A 19,299-nucleotide genomic window follows, 5' to 3' on the forward strand; every position below is an offset into this window, starting at 1 on the left:
GACGACCCTACAGCAAAATCCGACGCAGATCAATCTGGCAGATGAACCCGCGACAACGGCAAGGATCGCACCGGCGGTTTGGGTGCAGTTTGGGCGGATTGCCTGTCTTGCGGGCCGCAATCCTGGGGCTTTCGGGCGACATCATGACGATGCCGTGCAATCGACCCGCCCGGTCTTGACCTGCGGCTGTCCAGCGGAAACCCTGCATTTGCCACGATTGTCGCCCGAACCTTTGCCGAAAGCCACGAAGCCGAGATGTCCGACCGCTGTTCCATCCTGCTGACCCACGATCACCTCGCCTGTATCGAGGCCGCAGCCGAAGGCCCCCTGCACGGCCCTGACTGGAGCTTTCTGGAAGACGCCGATCTGGACGAGATCGCGAATCGCCTGACCGGCGGGCGGCCGCGTCCGATCCCGATCTTTGCCTATGGCTCGCTGATCTGGAATCCGGGCTTTGCGGTGCAGGCGCGGCGACGCGCGACGGCGCTTGGCTGGCATCGCAATTTTTCGATCCATCTGGACCATTTTCGCGGCACGCCCGACCGTCCGGGCCTGATGCTGGCGCTGGCATCGGGCGGGCGGTGCGACGGGCTGATCCTGGAAATCGCGGAAGGGACCGAGCGTGACTCGCTGCGCGCCATTCTGCGCCGGGAACTGGTCGCGCATGAATTGGCCAGCAATGCCTGCTGGATCGAGGTCGAAACCGCGCAGGGGCGGCAGGAGGCGCTGACCTTTTACGCCGATCCGGTCGGGACCGCGCTGGTCGAATTGTCGATCGAGGAACAGGCCCGCCGCCTTGCCCGTGCGGCAGGCCCGGCCGGTTCGGGGGCCGAATACCTGCTGCGCACAGTTCTGGGGCTGGATGAGGCGGGCATCCACGACGAATATATCTGGGATCTGCAGCAGCTTGTGGCGCAGGAAATCGCGCGCGGACAGGGGCCCGGACGCGGCTGACGAGGCGGGCGCCGGCAGGGCAGGGGCCGGCCCTTCTGGGCTGTAATAAAGCTTTTACCGCGATGACACTTCGCACTGGCTGATCCGCGCAAGGTTGCTATGATCCCCGATAATCCGGCGATTCCGGCTTTTCGCCCGCGATCAACCACCCAAAGCCGGGTAGCGACATGAAAGGACAGCCCATTCTGACTGGAACATCAGGCGAACGTCAGGCCATTGAACCGGAAAGACCTGTTTCCTATCTAAGCAGTCAGCAGGGATTGCGCGTTGCCGATCATGGGGCCGCATTCCTTGGCGAGAAAGGACTGATTGTATGAACGACCTCGCACACACCAGCCATCCGGTCCTGCCGTTGCGGGATATCGTGGTGTTTCCGCACATGATCGTCCCGCTCTTTGTCGGGCGCGAAAAATCGGTGCGCGCTCTGGAAGCCGTGATGGAACAGGATCGCCCGATCCTTCTGGCGGCCCAGAAGGACGCATCCGTGGATGAGCCCGCCGTCGATGGCATCTTTACCACCGGCGTGCTGGCGAATGTCCTGCAGCTTCTGAAACTGCCCGACGGAACCGTCAAGGTTCTGGTCGAAGGGCGCGAACGCGTGCGCATCACGCAATTCGTGCCGAATGACAATTATTTCGAGGCGACGGCCGAATCCTCGGCCGAAATTCCGGGGGATGACGACAGCCTGACCGCCCTGACCCGCACCGTCGCCGAAGAGTTCGAGCGTTATGTGAAGGTCCGCAAGAACATCCCCGAGGAAGTCGTCCATGCCGTGGGCGAGGCGCGCGAACCCGCCCGTCTTGCCGATCTGGTCAGCGGCCATCTGGGGATCGAGGTCGCCAAGAAACAGGATCTGCTGGAAACCCTGAACGTCGCCGAACGTCTGGAAAAGGTCTATGGCCTGATGCAGGGCGAAATGTCGGTCCTGCAGGTCGAGAAAAAGATCAAGTCGCGCGTCAAGAACCAGATGGAAAAGACGCAGCGCGAATACTACCTGAATGAACAGATGAAGGCCATTCAGAAGGAATTGGGCGAAGGCGATGAGGGCGGGAACGAAATCACCGAACTCGAAGAAAAGATCGCCGCCACCAAATTCAGCAAGGAGGCCCGTGAAAAGGCCGAAGCAGAGCTGAAAAAGCTGAAGTCGATGTCCCCGATGTCGGCCGAGGCGACGGTGTCGCGCAATTATCTGGACTGGTTGCTTGCCCTGCCCTGGGGTGTGAAATCGCGCACCCGCAAGGATCTGACCAAGGCCGAACAGGTGCTGGACGCCGATCACTACGGGCTGGAAAAGGTCAAGGAACGGATCGTTGAATATCTGGCCGTGCAGAACCGCTCGGCCAAGCTGAAAGGTCCGATCCTCTGCCTCGTCGGCCCTCCGGGCGTCGGTAAGACCTCGCTTGGCCGCTCGGTCGCCAAGGCGACGGGACGCGAATTCATCCGCATCAGCCTGGGCGGCGTGCGCGATGAATCCGAAATCCGTGGCCACCGCCGGACCTATATCGGCTCGATGCCGGGCAAGATCATTCAGGCGCTGAAAAAGGCAAAGACCACGAACCCGCTGATCCTGCTCGATGAAATCGACAAGATGGGGCAGGATTTCCGTGGCGACCCGGCTTCGGCCATGCTTGAGGTGCTGGACCCGGAACAGAACTCGACTTTCGTGGACCACTATCTGGAAGTGGAATATGATCTGTCGAACGTCATGTTCGTGACCACGGCCAACAGCTACAACATGCCGGGGCCGCTGCTTGACCGGATGGAGATCATTTCTCTGGCCGGCTACACCGAGGACGAAAAGCGCGAGATTGCGCGCCAGCATCTGCTGCCCAAGCAGGTCACGGCGAACGGTCTGCGCAAAGGCGAGTTCTCGGTGACGGACGAGGCGCTGACCCATGTGATCCGCTACTACACCCGTGAGGCGGGCGTGCGGTCGCTGGAACGCGAAATTGCCAAGCTGGCCCGCAAAGCCGTGACCGAAATCCTCAAGGGCAAGGTCAAGACGGTCGAAGTGACCGCCGACAAGGCCGAGGAATATCTGGGCGTGCGCCGCTTCCGCTATGGTCTGGCCGAAAAGGACGATCAGGTCGGCGTGGTGACGGGGCTTGCCTGGACGCAGGTCGGCGGCGATCTCCTGCAGATCGAGGCGCTGAAACTGCCCGGCAAGGGGCGGATGAAGACCACCGGCAAGCTTGGTGACGTGATGAAGGAATCGATCGAGGCGGCCTCCAGCTTCGTGCGCTCGATCAGCCCCGAAATCGGGGTCAAGCCGCCGAAATTCGAATCCGTGGATATCCACGTTCACGTCCCCGAAGGCGCCACGCCCAAGGACGGCCCTTCGGCGGGGATCGCCATGGTGACCTCGGTCGTGTCGGTGATGACCGGCATCCCGGTCCGCAAGGATGTCGCCATGACCGGCGAGGTGACCCTGCGCGGCAATGTGCTGGCGATCGGTGGTCTCAAGGAAAAGCTTCTTGCGGCGCTGCGCGGCGGCATCAAGACCGTGCTGATCCCGGCCGACAACGAAAAGGACCTGGCCGAGATTCCTGCGAATGTGAAGGAGGGGCTGAAGATCATCCCCGTCTCGAACGTCCGCGAGGTCTTGAAACAGGCGCTGGTCCGCATGCCCGAGGCGGTTGAATGGGACGAGGCCGCCGAAGAGGCCGCCGAAGCCAGCCGCATCGCAGCCGCCCGCGAAAAAGGCGGCAGCGGCCCGGCCGTCGCCCATTAGGTTACCGGAAAACGCGCGGGTTGACCCCGCGCGCTTTTTCCATGCGCTTTTTCGCCAGCCACGCTGATTTTTGCGTCGGGAAACCCTTGCGCAACCAGCCCGGCCCGGCTATCTACCGCGAACCGGGCGATTAGCTCAGCGGTAGAGCGCTTCGTTCACATCGAAGATGTCAGCGGTTCAAATCCGTTATCGCCCACCATTTCCTTCCGCAATTCCAGTTGGTTATAGCCCATTTGGGCAGGAAATACAAAGCGTTCTCGGGTTCCACGAACCTAAGACCGCGCTTTCAGTTTCACAAAATCCAGCACTTCCGCTGCCTCTGTGAGGTGGCCGGAGAAGAATCGGCCATAGGTCGAATAAGTGATCGTCGTGTTGCTGTGACCGAGATACTGGGCCACCTGAACGATAGGGATGCCCCCTGATACCATCGCCACGGCGGCGCTGTGACGGATGGTGTGCAGCGTGACCTCTTTCAGGCCAGACCGCCTCACCGCGCCCTCGAACCCCTTGCGGATGCTGGCAACCCTGTTCCCGCCCCATTCGATGACGTAATCCGACAGGGCTGCATCCTTCGCCGTTTGCAGGGCCGCGCGCAGTCCGCGATTGATCGGGACAATGGCCCGGCCTTTGCGTGTCTTTGCATCGTCCAGCCGCAAGTTGAGCACGCTGCGATCAAGGTCTACCCGATCCCATGTCAGGTCCAGCACAGCGCCAACGCGGGCTGCGGTCCCGAACAGGACGTGAATCGCCAGGGCGATATGCGGGGCGTCCGCGCTTTCGATCAGAAGGGCAACCTCATCCTTCGACAGGAACCGTTCTTTTGGCATGGGCTTGGCCGGGCGCTCGATGTGCGGGGCCGCGTCGATGATCCGCGACCGCTCGGCAAAGGTCATGGCGCTGCGCAGGTGGCCCAGTTCTGTATGGATCGCGCCCTGAGAAATCCCGGCATCCGTTCGCGCGCGGGTGTAGGCCCGGCACAATTCGGTCGTGATCTGATCGGGGCGGAAATGGCCGAAATGCGCGAGAACGGCTTTCCCGGTGTAGCCCATGGTTTTCGCGGTAGGCCGGTCTCCAAGGTCTCTGACATACTCAGCCCAGATCCCGGCAACCGTCATTCCGGCTTGGGTCACGGTGAAGTGCTGGCGCCGGTAAACGTCTATTGCTTCTGCTTCCGCCGCCGTTCTGGTGCGTGCCGAAAGCTGATACCGAGTTCGCTTGCCGTCGGGGCCGGTCCAGTAGACGCAGTATCCGCCGCGCAATCTGCCGATGCTGAAATCGGGCATTTTTCCATTTCCTCTACTACGTCTGCCGGAATTCGATAGAGCTTCCCAAAGCGAAAGTGCCGCAACTCACCTGATGCGCACCTCTTGCGAACGGCGTTTGCGCTGACGCCCCATCTTTCCGCAAGCGTCTCCGGAGAGTAAACGCTCATTCCATCATCCTCCAAAGGCGCCCCGATGGCCTAGACCACCGGGGCCAGTTGCGCCGCCCCGAAACAGTGAAAAGATGGCGGCGGGTTCGTCATTCGATCTTGCCCATATGCAGCAGGCCCTTTGCGGCCAGCCTGCGGTGTGTCTCCATCAGTGCGCGCAGCACATCCTCATAGCCCCACAGGCCCGATGTATCGCGGCGGTCCAGCGCGTCGTGGCAAGCGCTGCAACCATAGACCCCGGCGTAGTCGGCGGGTTTCTGGCCCATGCCAGCCGCGCCAAACATGCGCAGGTGGCAAAACACGGTCGTCGTCCAATCGCCGTTGCAGGTGCCGATGAGGCGCAGGGTGCAGGGTTCGCCCCGTGCGCTCTGGCGGATCGCGTCACACTGGCCGACCGGCTTGCGCTTGCGTGTTGCGGGCCGGTCCTGTTTCAGCCCGAGCGGACCGCGCCCGGATAGAGTCGCCGATGCGGACGGTCATGCGGGCCTCCCAAGGTGGTAAAGCCCGCAAACCTCGCACCGGTAGACCTCGCGGTGTTCCGGCTTGACCCAGACTTTGCGCAGGCGGCGGATCGGTTTCTTCTCGGACCGGATCAGCTTGTCCCACGCCCCCTGTGGCGTCCGATAGGCGACCTTCCCGGCGCATCCCTGAATGTTCAGCGTCATTTCCGGCCCTTCTCTTTCGGCATGGTCAAAACGCATCCCTGCTGCGACCAGTAGGCGTGGAAAGCGTCCAGATATTCCGTCTTTTGCTTCCGGCTCATCAGCCGCGTGACCGGGAAATCCAGTGGCTCCATCATCATTTCCAGCTTCGTTTCGTAGGGCAGGGGTTTGATGATCCGGTCGTATTTCTCCGCAAACCCCTCGTGATCGCGGCGCATGATCGGGACGCCGAAATGCAGCTTGCAATGCCCGCGCACTTCCTCGGCAGTCCTGTCACCCATTTGCGCGGCGACCTCTTTGCACCACAGGCGTTGCAGATGGTTCTGGTCATTCGACCGGGGCAGGCCATCACTGATCGTCACCGTGAACGGCGGCGTCCTGTTGCCGATCAGCGCGCAGACAGACACGGCGTCGGCCTCGTGCTTAATGGGGCGGGTGACGGCCTCGCTCATCGTCAGGCGTCCACGATCCGAAACCGGGCGTCAAACACGGCAAGCACGCTGGCCAGCGGAAAGCCCGTCCGGTCTGCCGTCTCGGTGATGATCGTCTGGTCGTCGGATTTCGGATACTCGACAAGCGTCTGGTGGATCGCATCGACAATGGCGTTTCCGTGGCGGATGGTCATTTTGTAACCCATTGATCTAGAATGGAATTGTGTCGTCAAAATCATCGACGCCGCCCGTGGTGCCCCCGGCATAGCCGCCGCTGCGCTGGTCGTCGTCGCGCGATCCGCCCGACTTGCCGCCTTGCAGGGTGATTTCCGAAACCCGGATCGTCAGGTAGGTCTTGCCCTCGTGTTCGCGCGTGGACAGATCGCCCGCGACGGTGACAGATGCGCCTTTCGTCAGGTATTGCGACAGACTGTCGCCGCGCTTGCCCCAGAGGCTGCAATCGAAATACAGCGTCCGCTTGTTCTGGCCGTAGCCATCATCGACCGCGACCGAGAAGCCGGTCACCTTGTCGCCTTGCTGTGTGGTGCGGGTGACAGCATCGCGCGTGATGCGGCCTGCAATGGTGATGTTCTTCATGCGGCTTCCTTGCTTTCAGTGAGTTGAGCCTTGCGGACGTCTTTCGCCGCTTCGATTTCGGGCATGCCGCGAAGTTCGGGGGGCAGGGCTTTCCAAACGGCGGCAAGTTGGTCGATTTTGGTGCACCCCATCAGTTTCGCCTTGGCGTCATCAGCAGCACCTCCGGCAACATCGACCGGGCTGTGATCCACGCTGTCCTGATCCGGGTCGTCGCCGGTCTCCAAGCCGAGAGCCTTGAGAAGCGCATATTTGACCGCATAGGACATGGCTTTGCCCGGCCCTTTGTCCTGCCCGTCGATGCCGTATCCGAAGGTAGGAACGTCAAAAAATCGGCCGGATCGTCCACGTTCACAAAGCGCACGGTCAGGCTGCATTCGGCCCGGTTGCCGTTGTGGTGGTGATCGCACCGCACCGGGTAATAGACGATGCCGTGTTTCAGCAGGGCGGGCCGGACTTTGGCGGTCACCGCGTCGTGCGACACGATGGTGTAGTTCATGCCCGTCTTTTTCTCTTTGCGGATATAGGTCACTTCCGCCATGACGGCGGCGAGGCGCTGGTGGATGTTCTTCGCGGTCATGTCACCACCCCACATTCAGAAAGCGTTTGTGAATTTCGCGAACCCTGCGCACATCGTCGGCGCAGTATTCCGCCACGATGTGATGGTCGCCGCGCTTCCACGCCTCCGCCACCATCGAGCCGTCGAACCCCGCCTTGCCGGGGATGCCGAGCGCAAAGCACAGCTTGTCCAGGCTGATCGTGTCGCGGCTGCCTGCGGCCATAACCATTGTGTCGGCGATTTTGTCGCTCCAAGGCTTCGGGTCACGGGGCCATGCAACAGCGGGCGGAAGGGCAACGCCAAGCGCGATTGCGCGCCGGGTCAGGAACGGCACGTCGAAACCGGCAGCATGATGCCCGACGATCACGGGTCGGTCGTAATTGCTGAACCGCTTGAAGAACGTGCGCAGGATTTCGGCTTCGGTCCAGTCCACCGCCGTCAACGTGATCGGGTCGCTGTCATTGACCGCGAAGCCGATGCAGCAGATGGACCCAAGCCAGCCGTCGAAGCTGCTGGACGCTACCGCCTTGGTCGCCGCCTCTGCCTTTGCGGCCTCGATCTTCGACGGGTCTTTGATGTTCGCCGGGGCTTTTGCCGAGCGGGTCAGGTAATCAATCGTCTTGTCGGATTGAGCCGGTAGCGTCTCGATGTCGAGGTAAATGTAATCGGTCACGCCGCCGCCCTCCGCGCGTTCGCCCCTTCCGGGTCGTCCAGATCGAGGCCGCATTTCGCAGCCATGTTCCGGATCCACACATCGTTGATAAGACGCGGGTCGTGCGGCATCGTGGCGATACGCAGCAGCGCGCGGACCTCATGGATCGGCAGCGCCACGTCGTATTTCGGGTCATAGGTCTGCATGGTGCTTCCTTTCGGTGTCTGTGCCTGCCGGGCCGAACGTGGGAGGGCGCCCGGCAGGCTTCCCGCGCGAGGGATTGGCGCGCGGTATCAGGATTTCAGTTTCGCGGGGCGGAAGTGCAGCGCCTGCCGCTCTGGCACCTGCACATCCTCGCCCGTCTGAGGGTTGCGGGCGGTGCGGGCCGGGCGGGTTTTCTCGCGGAACAGCCCGAAGCCGGGAAGCTTCACCGCGCCGCCGTTGCGCGTCGTGGCGTTGATGGCGGCGATGATGCCGTCCAGCGCCTCGCGCGCCTGCGCCTTGGTCAGCGCGGTCTTGCCCGCGACAGCTTCGATCAGGGCGGATTTGTTCATGTCGGTCATTTGGGGTCTCCTTGCGCGCATCAAGCGCCGGGGATGCCGGGGGCCGCCCGGCGCGGTGTCTCATTCGGCGGCCATGTCCATGCGGTAATCCGCATAGGCGTTGGCATCATCCATGACGGCGGTGGCGATCCACTCCTCGTAGGCCCGCTGTTCCTCGGCCTCGATGGCGGTTTCGCCTGCGATGCTGACCGCCACGGCGCGTGAATAGCGGGACTTGCCCCACCACATCAGCGTCACGCTGTGGACGTGATCGACCGAGCGCAGGTTGCGCGAGTTGCGCCGCGACCAGACAGCATCGACAGCGTATTCCGCGTCCACGCCGTCAATCAGCACGTCATCGGTGTCGATGGTCAGGCTTCCACGGTGGTAGTCCATCATTTCCCCTCCAGCAGCAGGGCGAGATTGTGGGCGTAGGTTTTCAGCGTGACGCGGATGTCCTGACTGGCCCCCTCGTTCTTGGCGATATCCAGCGCGTCGTCGGTCTGGGCGAGCAGGTCCGAGAGGGCGATGCGCATGGCGGTGGTCATTGCGATGCCTCCGAGCGGGCGGCGATCAGCGCGTCGGCATACTCATATCCGGCAAGAGCCAGATATCGCGAAGCCGTGACCCCCTCTTGCCTCGATAGCTTGCTGATATTGGACAGGCTTTCTTGGCTAGAAAGGAGTGAGGCCATGAACTCGATTGCCGCATAGTCACGCAGGGACATGCCGGGGTTGCGGGTCAGCTTATTACGATTCTCCCTGACGCATCCGGGGAACGCAGCGCCGCCGTCGTTGTAATCGGCCATCACAACCCCCAGACAAAGCGGGCGACGGCGCGCAGGCCGTGCAGGACCAGCGGCAGGCCGTAGACCCATGCCGAGACGGTCAGGGCAGCCATAGAACCCCACACCAGAACGGACGGCCAGTGCAGCGCATCCATATTGCCGTTGCGGAAGTCATGCGCTTCTTCGTGGCTGACCGGGCGCCCTTCGCGGCGGATCGCGCGTTGCAGGGCTGTGGCCTCGTTCTGGTCGGCCCAGTCGGGGCTGCGCATCATGCGGTCAATGGCGTCGTCCGCGACAGAGGACAGGTGCAGGCCGGGCTGGCGCACGATGGCGCGGGCGGTGTCGAGGGTGAGGGTCATTGGGCGGCCTCCCATGCTGCGATGGCTTCGGCAAAGATTCCCGGATCCCTTTCGTCGAATGTCATGGTCAGGCCACCGCCAAAGCTGCCGTGAACGAGGCGGACAATCTCCACCAGCTTCTCGGCTGCGATCACCTTGCGGGCGAGGTCGGGGGCAAGGGCGATCAGGCGGGCGTTGGCCTCTTGAAGCCCGCCATCTGGGTGATCTGGGTCAGATGCGCAGACGTCAGCCAAGACAAGCGGAATGGTGCAGTCCAGTGGTTCACGTTTTGGCGCGACCTCCCAGTAAGCGCTATTGCGCGCCGCGCTCCATGGTCCCGGCGTTGCCGCATCAAGCATGGCTTGCAGTTCGTCAGCGGTGATCATTTCACACCCCCGTTCATCATCATGTCTGCGATAACGGGGTCGATTTCGATGCCGTCGATCCGGCTGGACCAAGGGGCTGCGGGCGTGGTCGGGGCGCTGGCGAAGATGCCGAACACCTCAAGCGCCTGACCCTCGTTCAGCCTGTCCCAAGCTGTCGTCGTGGGGCTGTGGTGGACGCCGATCATTTCGCGACTCCGTCAATGATGGCGTCGGATTCCAGCGCCAGCTTGATCCACGCGGCGGCGGAGGGATCGCCCGATTTGCGGGCGGCGCGGGCGGCGAAATACAGCGCCTCGTTGGCGACCCGTGCGGCTTCCTTCATGCTGATGTTCATCTGTTTCATCCCTTTGTTGTCCCGAGCCTCACCCTCGTTGCCGTCAGGCGGTCAGGGGTCGTCGTCGGGTATGGGATGATATTGTATCCTCAATAGCGGATAGTCAAGACAAATATCCCCGATAGAGGATGTTTTCTTTCCCACCCGCCTCCCCCGTGCTATGCTGCTGGGGCCGGGACTCGATGAACGGCGTGAATTTGGGGGTGTGATTCGGAGTGTGGAAGGGGAGGCGCTAACCTCCCCCTGGCTTTCAGAACAGCTTTTCAGCTATGACGATAAGCCCGGCCAGAATGGTGATCAGATCAGCCATCAAAGCCGCCGTCGAACGGTGCCGCATGGATTTCTCCGTTGGTGCGGTGCTCGACCGGTCGGGCATGGTTGAAGCCATACCCAGTATTTATATCCCGCCCGACGCGGCGGCTTGGCCTAGGTGAGCGCTCACCGACAGCCGGGCGACAGAACGAGGCTTATGAGGCCCTTTCGTTACGTTCTGCCTTAGCAGCCCGAGCGGGGCCACATAGGGGAGCCACCCCCTGACCGCATCCGACGTGCCCGAGTCGCGGGTTTCATAGGCGGGTGAGGATTGTGCCGCACCATTCGCGCAGGAGTCGAGTCCCGGCGCATGAAGAAGCCCCGCCGGAGCGGGGCTTGGGTTATTCGTCTTTTGAGTACCTCGCGAACACTTTTTCAAGCAAGACCTTAACCCTGTCCACGCCTAGCCAGTCAGCTATCCCGATCAGCAAAACCAGTTCCAAGAGGAAGAGCGGGACCAGCGCCCAAGACGATTCAATGCTGTTGAGTAGGGGCACATTCCCCACAATCACAAGCGCGAGAATCCAGTAGAACCTCTCCTCTTTCCGCGCGTCTCTCTCGTTTTGAAGATCGGCTTCAAGCTGGGCTGCACTTCGGTCAAGAGCCGTTGGAGCCAAGCCGTCGCGACCCCCGTCAAGCTGCGGCGGGAGCCACTCGGGCTTGGTATTCTCTGACAATATCTTCCTCTGGAATTACCGTATTGCGAATGCCTTTTGTGTAGTTTTTGGCCCAAGCCCCGTTGTTCCAGTGTGTATTCTGGACTAGCTGTCCGGGCGTCAGGTGAAGAAGGTTGTCGCAGGCCTCGGATAGCACATCAAAGGCAGATGGCCCGAGGTTCTCGGAGGACCAGAACACGTTGGGTATCGGCTTTGATCCGAACGCCTTCACCTTCTGGTACAACTGAGGGTGAACAGGGCCATAGTCCCAAGCCTCGAATGCGCCGGGGACTAGCGGACCATTGCCTCGGCCCAAGTGGACCATGTGGGCAAGGTAGAGTATTTTCTGAAGTTTTAGCTGCGTGACAGTCCAGCCGGACCTTTGGCAAATGAACTGTGCAGCAGCGTTCACAGAAACCGTCATAGCTTCACCAAATTCTGCCGCGATTAGCCTATATATCGCAAGCCTGAACGCTCAGGTCAAGGTTGCGACTTCACCCCTTCCCCATCCCCTCGACCCTCTCCGCCCACTCATCCATCGCCCCGGCGCACCACGCCCGCAGCCTCTCTCAGCACCGCCGCAACCGCCGGATGGGCGCGTTGGGCCTGCGCCTCATAGGTTGCCATGGCTTGCGCCCGCCCCTCGGGCGTGTTCAGCAATTCGGCCGGAACCTCGATCAGCAATTCCAGCAGGAATTTGCGCAGGGCAGTCGCATCGTCCATTGATGGATCGTAGGTCATCCCATTGTCCTTTCAGCCAACAATCCGCCTCGATTCGCCCGCCATTATATCGCGGTCAACCGCAGCCCCTAGACGCTACCCGCGCAGACCCGAAATCGCCCCTGTCAACTATCTTTCCCGTCAGTAGACACGGCGGCGGACTCTTGCCTAAGGTGTTCTTGGATTGTTCTTATGAATCGGGGGCGGGATGAGGTTATCAGAATTCTTGGGGGTGCTGTCAGACATGACGAGCGGCGAGAAGATCGAAGTCATTCGTCGCGTGGCGTCCCTTCACCCCGTGAACCAAGAAGCTCAAGAACCGCGTCCCGCTTCCGTGGGCTTGCCTTCATCAAGCGAAGAATTTCGGCGTCCTCTGGGCTTACATCCACGCCATAGAGAATGAATGTGGGGCTTGCGCCTATGGCTTCGCATAGGGCCATCAGCTTGCCGATGGTGGGGTCTTTGCCTTCGACAAGAATTGAATGGACGTAGCCAGGACCGACATTCGCCTTTAAGGAAGCGCGTCGGTCGCTCATACCTGCCGCGTTAATCGCGGCGCGGAGCCTGCTTTTCCAGTCGTCATTTGCCATGCGCACAGTATCCGCCAAAGCGGATACTAATGCACGTCCTCGATAGAAGATGCTTGCTGTGTCCTCGAAAGAGGATATAATGCGGGTCATGGCAAAAAAATCCCCCACGCTCCTACAGAAGATCGAGGCGTTCCTGTCAGAAACAGGGATGGGCGAAAGCTATTTCGGCAAGAAATCTGTCGGAAACTCGGAATTGGTTTCCCGGCTGCGGCAAAATCGCCGGGTCTGGCCGGAGACTGAGGCAAAGGCGATATCCTTCATGTTGTCGGAGCGTAGTCGTATCCGCTCAAGAGGATATGTGCCCGCGACCCCCACGCAACAACCTGCACCTGCCGAAATTGGCAGGAAGGCGGTGCGCTAATGTCACGCGAAGTCCAATCCCCGATGCAGGGGGTCGTCGTTCCTGTCAAAATCGAACGTCGCCTTGCACGCATTGCACTTCTTCATGAACCGCAGCCCCTGAAGGATCGAAAATTTCCGCTCCTCAACGCAGTTCGGGCAAAGGAAATGCTCGTTCTGATGATGTGCCAAGGGGTCCTTGTGCGCATATACCCAGTTATCGGATTCCGTCCGGTGAAGTTCGTAATCCGCAAGTTTGGCGTCTACAGCATTCGCCGCTGCCAGATCGCGCTGCATGAGGGCAACCTGCATTTGCAGAAGGTCGCACGCGATCTTCGTATATCTTACCTCCGCGTCAAGCTTGTCGAGGGTGGCTATGACATCAGGGTCAGCACCGCCCTGAGACTTTCCGAACAGTCCCTTAAGCTTGGCACTCAGGTCGGCAACCTTCCCGAGGCCGTCAGCGAGGGTTCCGGCCCCTTGTATCGCGGCCTGAAAGTTCTCTGGCGTGAAGTCCAAGTTCTGCTCTCCGGGCAATGTCTACTGTCCCAGTTTGCCGAACAATTGGCTGGCATTGCAAGCGTCAAGCGGTCGCGGGTGGTGCAGCGATGACACAGCCACCGCGCATCAACATCGAGACGGCGCGCGGCCTTCTGGCCGGGCTTGGCGTCGAGGACATCGCCGTTCGCGGCGGCTTCCCCGTCGCTGACGTTCGCGCGCTGGTCGAGCGACTGCGCCGCACCGGCGTGCTGAAATCCATCATCCGGCAGGCGAGGGCGGCATGACCAAGATCGAACGCCTGCGCGCTGACCGCGACAGCATCATCGCCCGTCTGGCCCTGTGCCAGCCCAACAGCCGCAATCACACCGTCCTGACCGAGCGCCTGCGCCGCGTCACGCTGGATCTGATGCAGGCGGAAATCCGGGGGCAGAAATGAAGCCCGCGACTGCCGACGAGAAACGCGCCGTCTGGAACGTGGTGCAGCGCAATCAGATGATGTTCGGAGAGATTGCCGAGGCATCCGGCGTCCCATTCGATCGCGTGTTGCAGGTCTGGGCAGAGGGCTTCAAGGCCGGGCGCCTGATGATCCGCGACGACCTGCCGGGCTTTCGCTATGTGGGGGTCGTGGCATGAAATCCGTCACCCTGCCGTGGCCCCCGTCCAGCCTGTCGCCCAACGCGCGCGTCCATTGGGCAGCCAAGGCCCGCATCGCCGCCAAGGTGCGCAAGGACGCCTGCTATCTGTGCCAAGGCGCAGGCGTCCGCGCCCTGCCGTGGGACCGGATGCACGTCGCTATCGAATTCCAGCCCGCCAGCGCGCGCCGCCACGATTTGGACAATGCCGTAGCCCGCTGCAAGAGCCTGCTGGACGGCCTGTCCGACGCGACCGGCATAGACGACAGCCGGTGGACGCTGGCCCTGTCACGCGGCCCTGTCGTCAAGGGCGGCGCCGTCATCATCACAGTATCGGAGGCGACATGAGCAAAGAATGCACCCTATGCGATCAGGGAAAGTGCCAGCCCACCTTTGTCTATGTCGTTGGCAACCGTGACGGAACGGGGTCTGTAAAGGTCGGCATATCGGTAAGCGCATCTAAAAGATTAGCGCAACATCGTAAAAAGACGCGCCGCGATCTGGTCGTGCACTGGAAGAAGCTGCTGTCATGCGAGTTTGCCGCATTCGATGCAGAGCAGGCAATATGTGATCAGCTGGATTACTGCCGAGATCAAGGAGATTGGTTTTTCCGTCCGGTCGGAGATGTCGTTCTCATAGCTGAGAAGGCGTGCAAATGAGCGGATCAGTCAGTATCGCCAGATCCATTTTTGACCATGCCGTATTTGCCGATGAGGCGAAGACAGAGCGTGAGGCGTGGATCTGGCTCATCATGGAAGCCTCGTGGAAGTCCCGAGTCAAGCGGGTTGGGAACGTGGTTGCTGCGACCGAGCGCGGTCAACTTGCGGCATCGGTCCGGTTCCTTGCTTCGGCGTGGAAATGGACGGCGCCGAAGGTCCAGCGATACCTAAAACGCCTCGAAAAGATGGAAATGATCCGATCTGATGCCGATACAGGTGTGACCATCATAACGATCTGTAATTATGATGAATATCAGCCATCGGGTAAAGCATCCGATACAGCGTCGATACAGCGGCGATACAGCGGCGATACAAACGAGAATAAGGGTGAAATAAGGGAAGAAGGTAAGAAGGATGCTAACGCATCCGCGCGTTCGACAGCGCCTTCCCCCGATGTTTCGCGATTCCAAGAGTTCTGGGACGCATACCCCCACCGTGGTGGGACCAAGCGCAACAGGTCGGGCGCCGAAGACAAGTATCGCGCCGCGATCAAAGCTGGTGCTTCTCAGCAGGAAATTATCGATGGGGCTGGACGCGCCCATACCGATCAGCGGGTCAGGGACGGGTATGCCCGAGACCCAACGACATGGCTGAACCAGCAGGGCTGGAAGGATGAAATACAGCCGCAACCGAACTTCACAGTCATCAACGGATCTGCCCATGACCGCCAATCTCCCCAGCAAAATCGCCAAGCTGCCGCCTCTGACGCCCAACGCCGGATCTACGAGGCCGCAATCCGAAATCGCGCGCCATCGGGCGCAAATATTGAGTTCGGTTGAGGTGGTTCTTACCGGCTACTGGCGCGACGACATGCCCGCCGCTCTTCGCGCCGATGTTCTGGCGGACTGGTGCGACGAGTTGGAAGATTGGCCGGTCGAAAGCATCAAGGCCGCGCTGCGCAAGCACCGCCGCGAAAACCCGAACCGCAAGCCGAACCCCGGCCACATCGTTGCCCTGCTGAAAGAGGCGTGGGGCAAGCGCAATGCGCCGGTCGTTGCTGCCGCGCTGGCTGCTCCGGTCGAGGCCCCGAAAGAGCGGGTCAGTGACGAAGCCCGCCGCGCGATCATGGCGGAAATCGGCCTGCGCGACCCGTTCGCCGTCAATAAAATGCCACGTTCGGAGGCCGCAGAATGACCCTCACCGCCCCCAAGCACATCACCGGCTACATGCCCGGCGGCAGCGCCCCCCACGTCGTCCAGCGCGCGCATGACCGTCTGGCATGGATCGAGCAATCCTTGGCCGCTGGTCACTCGACCGAGGCAATCGCTGCCGCGCTGGATATCCGCGTCCAGACCCTGAAAGACCTGATGCGCCGCGCCCGCCGTGAGGGCCTGCTGTCCAAGCCTGAGGTCGCGCCCCCTGCGCCCGTGGCTGCCCCGCGTGGCATCAGCCTGCACCGCGCCCCGTGGGAGGTCGAGACGGGCCATGATCCGCGCCACGAGACGACGCCGCGCTTTTCGCTGGTCCGCGTCACGCCCGAGGCCAGCCGCATCGACGCGGTGATTGCCGCGATCCGGGCAGAGGTGAACGCATGACACATCCGCTCTACGTCCGCACCATCGACACCACCAACACCGTGCACCCCTCGATCCGCGCAGCCGCCCGCGCCCATGGCGTCAGCCGCAGAACCGTGGCCTATCATCTCGATACCTACGGCGATCTGTCCCGTCTCGGACGCGGAAAGGCGCGCCCCGGATGCCAGAACGCTTCAAAGGCCACCGTGATTTTCGGTCGCGAGTTTCCGTCGCGGGTTGCAGCTGCAAAACACCTTGGGATCAGCGTCAGCCAACTGAAACGCTGGATCCATCCAAACGCCAGCGCCGCAATGCGCGACATGCTGATGGCAGCGATGATGCGTGCAGAGTCAGGGAGGGCGCAGGCATGACAATCCTCAAGAGCCGCGCCGCCCTTCGCCGCATAGCCGAGGAAACGGCAGCGGAACACGGCATGACGTTTGATGAAATCACGTCGCCATCACGTCGCCAGTTCATCGCACAGCCCCGGCAAGAGGCGATGCGCCGTCAGCGCGAGGCGGGTTTCAGCTATCCCGTGATCGGCTGGTTCTGGGACCGCGACCACACCACGGTCATGCACGGCGTCCGCGCCGCAGAGGCGAGGGCAGGGGCATGAAGGTTCTCATTGGATTTTCTCGCTGCCCGATCACTGTCACGCTGCTTCGTCAGCGCGGGGTGGAGGCGTGGACCTGCGATTTGCGCGCCGCCGATCATCCTTGGCATATTCAGGGCGATATCTGGGACGTCGCAGGGCAGGCGTGGGATTGGGGTATTTTCCACCCCATGTGCACCTACCTGACGTGCAGCGCGGCATGGGCTTTCTGTGACCCGGATTTCACGCGCTACCCTGGTGTCGGGTATCACCAGCGGATCAAGCCCGGCACGCTGACAGGGGTGGAGCGGCGCGAGGCTAGGGCCAGCGCCTTGGCCGATGTTCGTCGCATCATGGCGCTACCCTATCCCAAGGCTATCGAAAATCCCGCGACCAGCTTCATCAGCGCGGCCATTCGACGCCCCGATCAGGTGATCCAGCCCTACGAATTTGGCGATGACGCCAGCAAGGCCACGGGCCTGTGGCTGGACCGCCTGCCGCCGTTGGTCATCCGTATTGCAGATCGACGCCCTGGCCGCGTGGTTCAGTGGCGCGGGAAAATGGTCGAGCGGTGGGCCAACCAGACCGATAGCGGCCAGAACCGCGTGACGCCATCCGCAGACAGATGGCTGGCGCGCAGTCAGACATACCCCGGCATTGGCCGGGCAATGGCGCAATGGGCGGGGTTGGCGATGGAGGGCGCTGCATGAGGCCCGATCACCCTGGCCGCAAGAAGCGCCGCCTATTGGCCCAGATCCGAGACATGGCCCGCAAGGCCATCCGATCCAACCGCAGAACGCAGAAACAGAAGGACGCGCAGATGATCCGAAAGGGGCAGGAATGAGCATTGATGCAGCGGCATGGGTTGTTTTTGGATTAATGGTCGTTCTCCTCATGGGAGGGCTACTAGCTATCGCGATGAGCCGCGTCCCGGTGAAGGCGCCGCCCCTGCGCACCCTTGTCGTCGAGCGAGAACCCGGCACCATGCTGATTGAGTGCCATTGGTGGGAGGTCGGAGAGACCGGAGACCTCAACGCCTATGTGACGCGGGATAGAGATGTTCGACATCCGCCCCCGCGCATACTGGTCGCGTCGGTTTCCGCGAATGACTGGAAAACAGCACAATGGGGCAAAGTATGACCAGCAAAGCACAGCGCCGCCGCGCAGGCCGCAAGCGCAACATCGCCCCTACTATCGCAGCATCCCCGTGGGATCACGGCGCCATGGGGCAGGCCAACCGGCACGGGCTGGTGATCGAGGAGCGCGGCGAGGTGGACCCCAAGACTGGCAAGATTCAAAACCCCAACTGCGTGACAGGCGTGCGGCGCTATGACATGCTAGAAATCTACCACAAGCGCGGCTGGATCAGCACGGCAGGTTACAACGCGGGCTGTCTGCTGCGCATGGCGTGGCTCAAGGTGTCGGTCGGCACCTGCCCCCCGTGGCTGCGTGAGCGGGTGGACAGCAGCCCCAAGCCCGACGCGGCTGTGGCGATCCAGATCGACCGGGTGTCTGCGTTGCTCAAGGTCAGCCGCATGGTCCCTGTCGAGGATGAGAGGATCGTCAGTTGCGTGTGCTGCGACGGCAATGCAATCGGCGCCCTGCGCGAATACCGGGGCCGCAAGCACGAGGATGGAAAGGCGCACCTGAAAATTGCGCTGGATCGACTCTCCGAACGAATCGAAGGGCTTGCGCGGAAATCGAGGACCTGCTAGGAATAGATCATCGAAGAATTGCGCCTTGGGGGACCTTGGCGCTTTTCTGATTCCGGGCTTTTCTGGGATGATTGCGTGCAGTCAACCCAGATGAGCGCGGCAAGTGGTCACAGGCTGGACGGCCATACAGCCAGCATAGCAAACCAATAGGCCAAGCCGAGCGACGCAATGCGGCTGCACACCTTCGGGTAATGGTCGCGCTCAACCGCTCTTTGGCGGATCATCTACCGGGACGTTGATGGAATGCTCCCCCCGGTCGAGCGCCTGGAGCGCCAGATGATCCACCTGAGCGCGGTCACACGCAGAGCGGTAGCGCAAGCCCCGCAATGGACCGGCCCGGACGCTGCGATAACGGGTCACGCTCAACGCAAGCCGAAAGCCCACGGTTCGAGTCCGTGCATGGGCCACGGGAAGGCCATCGGCCCGCGACCTACGGTCAACTGGTGACAGCCGGAGAGACGGCACAACACGGCTGCGGTGCGATAATCTTGGCAACCCCGCAAAGCTGACTGGCCCAAGTGACAGCCCGGAAACAGACGGGATCACCGCCCCGCCGTGCATCACGCATAGCGGGGCGTTCGCATTGATAGGGTGTCCGCATCAGGGT

Annotated in this window: 38 protein-coding genes and 1 tRNA gene; 18 read left to right on the forward strand and 21 right to left on the reverse strand. The window is 61.7% G+C overall.

The features are described 5' to 3' along the window. The first annotated feature begins 255 nt into the window (after window positions 1–255). From PE067_RS09115 to PE067_RS09125, 3 genes are all read left to right on the forward strand, one after another. Window positions 256–954, forward strand: coding sequence for a gamma-glutamylcyclotransferase (locus tag PE067_RS09115; protein ID WP_276189067.1), 699 nt, complete (start codon window positions 256–258; stop codon window positions 952–954). A gap of 313 nt (window positions 955–1,267) precedes the next feature. After that, window positions 1,268–3,685 (forward strand): endopeptidase La, encoded by a 2,418-nt coding sequence (gene lon, locus PE067_RS09120; protein WP_276189069.1) that lies wholly within the window; start codon window positions 1,268–1,270, stop codon window positions 3,683–3,685. Window positions 3,686–3,809: 124 nt separating this feature from the next. Then, window positions 3,810–3,884, forward strand: a tRNA-Val gene (locus PE067_RS09125). Between the two features lie 73 nt (window positions 3,885–3,957). On the opposite strand, the gene PE067_RS09130 is transcribed toward PE067_RS09125, so the two are convergent. From PE067_RS09130 to PE067_RS09230, 21 genes are all read right to left on the reverse strand, one after another. Then, window positions 3,958–4,968 carry a site-specific integrase gene (locus tag PE067_RS09130; RefSeq protein WP_276189071.1) on the reverse strand — a complete coding sequence of 337 codons (1,011 nt, stop codon included), beginning with the start codon at window positions 4,966–4,968 and terminating at the stop codon, window positions 3,958–3,960. 238 nt (window positions 4,969–5,206) lie between these two features. Further along, on the reverse strand, window positions 5,207–5,551 hold the full coding sequence (locus PE067_RS09135) for a nuclease domain-containing protein (protein WP_346429686.1): 345 nt from the start codon (window positions 5,549–5,551) through the stop codon (window positions 5,207–5,209). A 42-nt stretch (window positions 5,552–5,593) separates the two neighbouring features. Further along, window positions 5,594–5,782 (reverse strand): hypothetical protein, encoded by a 189-nt coding sequence (locus PE067_RS09140; protein ID WP_276189072.1) that lies wholly within the window; start codon window positions 5,780–5,782, stop codon window positions 5,594–5,596. After that, a complete protein-coding gene (locus tag PE067_RS09145; RefSeq protein WP_276189073.1) occupies window positions 5,779–6,231 on the reverse strand; it encodes a hypothetical protein in 453 nt (150 codons plus the stop codon). The genes PE067_RS09140 and PE067_RS09145 overlap by 4 nt, the downstream gene beginning before the upstream one ends. A gap of 2 nt (window positions 6,232–6,233) precedes the next feature. Further along, window positions 6,234–6,404, reverse strand: coding sequence for a hypothetical protein (locus tag PE067_RS09150; RefSeq protein ID WP_276189074.1), 171 nt, complete (start codon window positions 6,402–6,404; stop codon window positions 6,234–6,236). Between the two features lie 16 nt (window positions 6,405–6,420). Beyond that, window positions 6,421–6,807 carry a single-stranded DNA-binding protein gene (locus PE067_RS09155; RefSeq protein ID WP_276189075.1) on the reverse strand — a complete coding sequence of 129 codons (387 nt, stop codon included), beginning with the start codon at window positions 6,805–6,807 and terminating at the stop codon, window positions 6,421–6,423. A gap of 130 nt (window positions 6,808–6,937) precedes the next feature. Then, complete coding sequence (locus PE067_RS09160) at window positions 6,938–7,384, reverse strand: ERF family protein (RefSeq protein ID WP_276189076.1); 447 nt, start codon at window positions 7,382–7,384, stop codon at window positions 6,938–6,940. A 1-nt stretch (window position 7,385) separates the two neighbouring features. After that, window positions 7,386–8,036, reverse strand: a complete 651-nt coding sequence (locus tag PE067_RS09165) for a ribonuclease H-like domain-containing protein (protein ID WP_276189077.1) — start codon at window positions 8,034–8,036, stop codon at window positions 7,386–7,388. Beyond that, window positions 8,033–8,221, reverse strand: a complete 189-nt coding sequence (locus tag PE067_RS09170; protein WP_276189078.1) for a hypothetical protein — start codon at window positions 8,219–8,221, stop codon at window positions 8,033–8,035. The genes PE067_RS09165 and PE067_RS09170 overlap by 4 nt, the downstream gene beginning before the upstream one ends. Window positions 8,222–8,308: 87 nt before the next feature. Further along, entirely contained in the window at window positions 8,309–8,578 is a 270-nt protein-coding gene (locus tag PE067_RS09175; protein WP_276190698.1) for an HU family DNA-binding protein, read from the reverse strand. A gap of 60 nt (window positions 8,579–8,638) precedes the next feature. Then, window positions 8,639–8,953 (reverse strand): hypothetical protein, encoded by a 315-nt coding sequence (locus PE067_RS09180; RefSeq protein WP_276189080.1) that lies wholly within the window; start codon window positions 8,951–8,953, stop codon window positions 8,639–8,641. Further along, window positions 8,953–9,105: a hypothetical protein gene (locus PE067_RS09185; RefSeq protein WP_276189081.1), complete on the reverse strand. Its 153-nt coding sequence runs from the start codon at window positions 9,103–9,105 to the stop codon at window positions 8,953–8,955. Before PE067_RS09185 ends, PE067_RS09180 begins: the two co-directional genes overlap by 1 nt. After that, window positions 9,102–9,365: a hypothetical protein gene (locus PE067_RS09190; protein WP_276189082.1), complete on the reverse strand. Its 264-nt coding sequence runs from the start codon at window positions 9,363–9,365 to the stop codon at window positions 9,102–9,104. Before PE067_RS09190 ends, PE067_RS09185 begins: the two co-directional genes overlap by 4 nt. Then, window positions 9,365–9,703 (reverse strand): hypothetical protein, encoded by a 339-nt coding sequence (locus tag PE067_RS09195; RefSeq protein ID WP_276189083.1) that lies wholly within the window; start codon window positions 9,701–9,703, stop codon window positions 9,365–9,367. The genes PE067_RS09190 and PE067_RS09195 overlap by 1 nt, the downstream gene beginning before the upstream one ends. Continuing rightward, the gene (locus PE067_RS09200) at window positions 9,700–10,068 is read right to left on the reverse strand and encodes a hypothetical protein (protein WP_276189084.1); all 369 of its coding nucleotides are present in this window, start codon (window positions 10,066–10,068) and stop codon (window positions 9,700–9,702) included. The genes PE067_RS09195 and PE067_RS09200 overlap by 4 nt, the downstream gene beginning before the upstream one ends. Continuing rightward, window positions 10,065–10,253: a hypothetical protein gene (locus PE067_RS09205; protein WP_276189085.1), complete on the reverse strand. Its 189-nt coding sequence runs from the start codon at window positions 10,251–10,253 to the stop codon at window positions 10,065–10,067. Before PE067_RS09205 ends, PE067_RS09200 begins: the two co-directional genes overlap by 4 nt. Beyond that, a complete protein-coding gene (locus tag PE067_RS09210) occupies window positions 10,250–10,402 on the reverse strand; it encodes a hypothetical protein (protein WP_276189086.1) in 153 nt (50 codons plus the stop codon). Before PE067_RS09210 ends, PE067_RS09205 begins: the two co-directional genes overlap by 4 nt. Window positions 10,403–10,652: 250 nt before the next feature. Beyond that, entirely contained in the window at window positions 10,653–10,778 is a 126-nt protein-coding gene (locus PE067_RS09215) for a hypothetical protein (RefSeq protein WP_276189087.1), read from the reverse strand. 277 nt (window positions 10,779–11,055) lie between these two features. Then, a complete protein-coding gene (locus PE067_RS09220) occupies window positions 11,056–11,391 on the reverse strand; it encodes a hypothetical protein (RefSeq protein WP_276189088.1) in 336 nt (111 codons plus the stop codon). Window positions 11,392–11,901: 510 nt separating this feature from the next. Continuing rightward, window positions 11,902–12,111, reverse strand: a complete 210-nt coding sequence (locus PE067_RS09225) for a hypothetical protein (protein ID WP_276189089.1) — start codon at window positions 12,109–12,111, stop codon at window positions 11,902–11,904. Window positions 12,112–12,359: 248 nt separating this feature from the next. Continuing rightward, window positions 12,360–12,680: a helix-turn-helix transcriptional regulator gene (locus PE067_RS09230; RefSeq protein ID WP_276189090.1), complete on the reverse strand. Its 321-nt coding sequence runs from the start codon at window positions 12,678–12,680 to the stop codon at window positions 12,360–12,362. 88 nt (window positions 12,681–12,768) lie between these two features. On the opposite strand from PE067_RS09230, the gene PE067_RS09235 reads away from it, so the two are divergent. The 15 genes from PE067_RS09235 (at window position 12,769) to PE067_RS09305 (ending at window position 18,692) form a co-directional block, all read left to right on the forward strand. Beyond that, on the forward strand, window positions 12,769–13,041 hold the full coding sequence (locus PE067_RS09235; RefSeq protein ID WP_276189091.1) for a hypothetical protein: 273 nt from the start codon (window positions 12,769–12,771) through the stop codon (window positions 13,039–13,041). Beyond that, window positions 13,041–13,631 (forward strand): hypothetical protein, encoded by a 591-nt coding sequence (locus tag PE067_RS09240; protein WP_276189092.1) that lies wholly within the window; start codon window positions 13,041–13,043, stop codon window positions 13,629–13,631. Before PE067_RS09235 ends, PE067_RS09240 begins: the two co-directional genes overlap by 1 nt. Further along, window positions 13,628–13,804 (forward strand): hypothetical protein, encoded by a 177-nt coding sequence (locus PE067_RS09245; protein WP_276189093.1) that lies wholly within the window; start codon window positions 13,628–13,630, stop codon window positions 13,802–13,804. The genes PE067_RS09240 and PE067_RS09245 overlap by 4 nt, the downstream gene beginning before the upstream one ends. Then, on the forward strand, window positions 13,801–13,956 hold the full coding sequence (locus tag PE067_RS09250) for a hypothetical protein (RefSeq protein WP_276189094.1): 156 nt from the start codon (window positions 13,801–13,803) through the stop codon (window positions 13,954–13,956). Before PE067_RS09245 ends, PE067_RS09250 begins: the two co-directional genes overlap by 4 nt. Then, the gene (locus tag PE067_RS09255) at window positions 13,953–14,153 is read left to right on the forward strand and encodes a hypothetical protein (RefSeq protein WP_276189095.1); all 201 of its coding nucleotides are present in this window, start codon (window positions 13,953–13,955) and stop codon (window positions 14,151–14,153) included. The genes PE067_RS09250 and PE067_RS09255 overlap by 4 nt, the downstream gene beginning before the upstream one ends. Continuing rightward, on the forward strand, window positions 14,150–14,500 hold the full coding sequence (locus PE067_RS09260; protein ID WP_276189096.1) for a hypothetical protein: 351 nt from the start codon (window positions 14,150–14,152) through the stop codon (window positions 14,498–14,500). Before PE067_RS09255 ends, PE067_RS09260 begins: the two co-directional genes overlap by 4 nt. Further along, entirely contained in the window at window positions 14,497–14,811 is a 315-nt protein-coding gene (locus tag PE067_RS09265; protein ID WP_276189097.1) for a GIY-YIG nuclease family protein, read from the forward strand. The genes PE067_RS09260 and PE067_RS09265 overlap by 4 nt, the downstream gene beginning before the upstream one ends. After that, window positions 14,808–15,650, forward strand: coding sequence for a hypothetical protein (locus PE067_RS09270; RefSeq protein WP_276189098.1), 843 nt, complete (start codon window positions 14,808–14,810; stop codon window positions 15,648–15,650). Before PE067_RS09265 ends, PE067_RS09270 begins: the two co-directional genes overlap by 4 nt. Then, on the forward strand, window positions 15,637–16,005 hold the full coding sequence (locus tag PE067_RS09275; RefSeq protein WP_276189099.1) for a hypothetical protein: 369 nt from the start codon (window positions 15,637–15,639) through the stop codon (window positions 16,003–16,005). The genes PE067_RS09270 and PE067_RS09275 overlap by 14 nt, the downstream gene beginning before the upstream one ends. Beyond that, the gene (locus PE067_RS09280) at window positions 16,002–16,406 is read left to right on the forward strand and encodes a helix-turn-helix domain-containing protein (protein ID WP_276189100.1); all 405 of its coding nucleotides are present in this window, start codon (window positions 16,002–16,004) and stop codon (window positions 16,404–16,406) included. Before PE067_RS09275 ends, PE067_RS09280 begins: the two co-directional genes overlap by 4 nt. Then, entirely contained in the window at window positions 16,403–16,756 is a 354-nt protein-coding gene (locus PE067_RS09285; RefSeq protein WP_276189101.1) for an NUMOD1 domain-containing DNA-binding protein, read from the forward strand. Before PE067_RS09280 ends, PE067_RS09285 begins: the two co-directional genes overlap by 4 nt. After that, window positions 16,753–17,001: a helix-turn-helix domain-containing protein gene (locus tag PE067_RS09290; RefSeq protein ID WP_276189102.1), complete on the forward strand. Its 249-nt coding sequence runs from the start codon at window positions 16,753–16,755 to the stop codon at window positions 16,999–17,001. Before PE067_RS09285 ends, PE067_RS09290 begins: the two co-directional genes overlap by 4 nt. Further along, a complete protein-coding gene (locus PE067_RS09295) occupies window positions 16,998–17,687 on the forward strand; it encodes a hypothetical protein (protein WP_276189104.1) in 690 nt (229 codons plus the stop codon). Before PE067_RS09290 ends, PE067_RS09295 begins: the two co-directional genes overlap by 4 nt. A 130-nt stretch (window positions 17,688–17,817) precedes the next feature. Beyond that, the gene (locus PE067_RS09300) at window positions 17,818–18,117 is read left to right on the forward strand and encodes a hypothetical protein (protein ID WP_276189105.1); all 300 of its coding nucleotides are present in this window, start codon (window positions 17,818–17,820) and stop codon (window positions 18,115–18,117) included. Then, the gene (locus tag PE067_RS09305) at window positions 18,114–18,692 is read left to right on the forward strand and encodes a hypothetical protein (RefSeq protein ID WP_276189106.1); all 579 of its coding nucleotides are present in this window, start codon (window positions 18,114–18,116) and stop codon (window positions 18,690–18,692) included. The genes PE067_RS09300 and PE067_RS09305 overlap by 4 nt, the downstream gene beginning before the upstream one ends. Window positions 18,693–19,299: the final 607 nt, after the last annotated feature.

The sequence above is a fragment of the Paracoccus sp. DMF-8 genome, assembly GCF_029309835.1.
In the GTDB taxonomy this organism is placed as follows: domain Bacteria; phylum Pseudomonadota; class Alphaproteobacteria; order Rhodobacterales; family Rhodobacteraceae; genus Paracoccus.

Excerpts from the sequence above, each read along its gene's own strand:
- PE067_RS09115 (WP_276189067.1), top strand. The coding sequence starts at position 256 with ATGTCCGACCGCTGTTCCATCCTGCTGACCCACGATCACCTCGCCTGT.
- lon (WP_276189069.1), top strand. The coding sequence starts at position 1,268 with ATGAACGACCTCGCACACACCAGCCATCCGGTCCTGCCGTTGCGGGAT.
- PE067_RS09130 (WP_276189071.1), bottom strand. The coding sequence starts at position 4,968 with ATGCCCGATTTCAGCATCGGCAGATTGCGCGGCGGATACTGCGTCTAC.
- PE067_RS09140 (WP_276189072.1), bottom strand. The coding sequence starts at position 5,782 with ATGACGCTGAACATTCAGGGATGCGCCGGGAAGGTCGCCTATCGGACG.
- PE067_RS09145 (WP_276189073.1), bottom strand. The coding sequence starts at position 6,231 with ATGAGCGAGGCCGTCACCCGCCCCATTAAGCACGAGGCCGACGCCGTG.
- PE067_RS09150 (WP_276189074.1), bottom strand. The coding sequence starts at position 6,404 with ATGACCATCCGCCACGGAAACGCCATTGTCGATGCGATCCACCAGACG.
- PE067_RS09155 (WP_276189075.1), bottom strand. The coding sequence starts at position 6,807 with ATGAAGAACATCACCATTGCAGGCCGCATCACGCGCGATGCTGTCACC.
- PE067_RS09160 (WP_276189076.1), bottom strand. The coding sequence starts at position 7,384 with ATGACCGCGAAGAACATCCACCAGCGCCTCGCCGCCGTCATGGCGGAA.
- PE067_RS09170 (WP_276189078.1), bottom strand. The coding sequence starts at position 8,221 with ATGCAGACCTATGACCCGAAATACGACGTGGCGCTGCCGATCCATGAG.
- PE067_RS09175 (WP_276190698.1), bottom strand. The coding sequence starts at position 8,578 with ATGACCGACATGAACAAATCCGCCCTGATCGAAGCTGTCGCGGGCAAG.
- PE067_RS09180 (WP_276189080.1), bottom strand. The coding sequence starts at position 8,953 with ATGGACTACCACCGTGGAAGCCTGACCATCGACACCGATGACGTGCTG.
- PE067_RS09185 (WP_276189081.1), bottom strand. The coding sequence starts at position 9,105 with ATGACCACCGCCATGCGCATCGCCCTCTCGGACCTGCTCGCCCAGACC.
- PE067_RS09190 (WP_276189082.1), bottom strand. The coding sequence starts at position 9,365 with ATGGCCGATTACAACGACGGCGGCGCTGCGTTCCCCGGATGCGTCAGG.
- PE067_RS09195 (WP_276189083.1), bottom strand. The coding sequence starts at position 9,703 with ATGACCCTCACCCTCGACACCGCCCGCGCCATCGTGCGCCAGCCCGGC.
- PE067_RS09200 (WP_276189084.1), bottom strand. The coding sequence starts at position 10,068 with ATGATCACCGCTGACGAACTGCAAGCCATGCTTGATGCGGCAACGCCG.
- PE067_RS09205 (WP_276189085.1), bottom strand. The coding sequence starts at position 10,253 with ATGATCGGCGTCCACCACAGCCCCACGACGACAGCTTGGGACAGGCTG.
- PE067_RS09210 (WP_276189086.1), bottom strand. The coding sequence starts at position 10,402 with ATGAACATCAGCATGAAGGAAGCCGCACGGGTCGCCAACGAGGCGCTG.
- PE067_RS09215 (WP_276189087.1), bottom strand. The coding sequence starts at position 10,778 with ATGCCCGACCGGTCGAGCACCGCACCAACGGAGAAATCCATGCGGCAC.
- PE067_RS09225 (WP_276189089.1), bottom strand. The coding sequence starts at position 12,111 with ATGACCTACGATCCATCAATGGACGATGCGACTGCCCTGCGCAAATTC.
- PE067_RS09230 (WP_276189090.1), bottom strand. The coding sequence starts at position 12,680 with ATGGCAAATGACGACTGGAAAAGCAGGCTCCGCGCCGCGATTAACGCG.
- PE067_RS09235 (WP_276189091.1), top strand. The coding sequence starts at position 12,769 with ATGGCAAAAAAATCCCCCACGCTCCTACAGAAGATCGAGGCGTTCCTG.
- PE067_RS09240 (WP_276189092.1), top strand. The coding sequence starts at position 13,041 with ATGTCACGCGAAGTCCAATCCCCGATGCAGGGGGTCGTCGTTCCTGTC.
- PE067_RS09245 (WP_276189093.1), top strand. The coding sequence starts at position 13,628 with ATGACACAGCCACCGCGCATCAACATCGAGACGGCGCGCGGCCTTCTG.
- PE067_RS09250 (WP_276189094.1), top strand. The coding sequence starts at position 13,801 with ATGACCAAGATCGAACGCCTGCGCGCTGACCGCGACAGCATCATCGCC.
- PE067_RS09255 (WP_276189095.1), top strand. The coding sequence starts at position 13,953 with ATGAAGCCCGCGACTGCCGACGAGAAACGCGCCGTCTGGAACGTGGTG.
- PE067_RS09260 (WP_276189096.1), top strand. The coding sequence starts at position 14,150 with ATGAAATCCGTCACCCTGCCGTGGCCCCCGTCCAGCCTGTCGCCCAAC.
- PE067_RS09265 (WP_276189097.1), top strand. The coding sequence starts at position 14,497 with ATGAGCAAAGAATGCACCCTATGCGATCAGGGAAAGTGCCAGCCCACC.
- PE067_RS09270 (WP_276189098.1), top strand. The coding sequence starts at position 14,808 with ATGAGCGGATCAGTCAGTATCGCCAGATCCATTTTTGACCATGCCGTA.
- PE067_RS09280 (WP_276189100.1), top strand. The coding sequence starts at position 16,002 with ATGACCCTCACCGCCCCCAAGCACATCACCGGCTACATGCCCGGCGGC.
- PE067_RS09285 (WP_276189101.1), top strand. The coding sequence starts at position 16,403 with ATGACACATCCGCTCTACGTCCGCACCATCGACACCACCAACACCGTG.
- PE067_RS09290 (WP_276189102.1), top strand. The coding sequence starts at position 16,753 with ATGACAATCCTCAAGAGCCGCGCCGCCCTTCGCCGCATAGCCGAGGAA.
- PE067_RS09295 (WP_276189104.1), top strand. The coding sequence starts at position 16,998 with ATGAAGGTTCTCATTGGATTTTCTCGCTGCCCGATCACTGTCACGCTG.
- PE067_RS09300 (WP_276189105.1), top strand. The coding sequence starts at position 17,818 with ATGAGCATTGATGCAGCGGCATGGGTTGTTTTTGGATTAATGGTCGTT.
- PE067_RS09305 (WP_276189106.1), top strand. The coding sequence starts at position 18,114 with ATGACCAGCAAAGCACAGCGCCGCCGCGCAGGCCGCAAGCGCAACATC.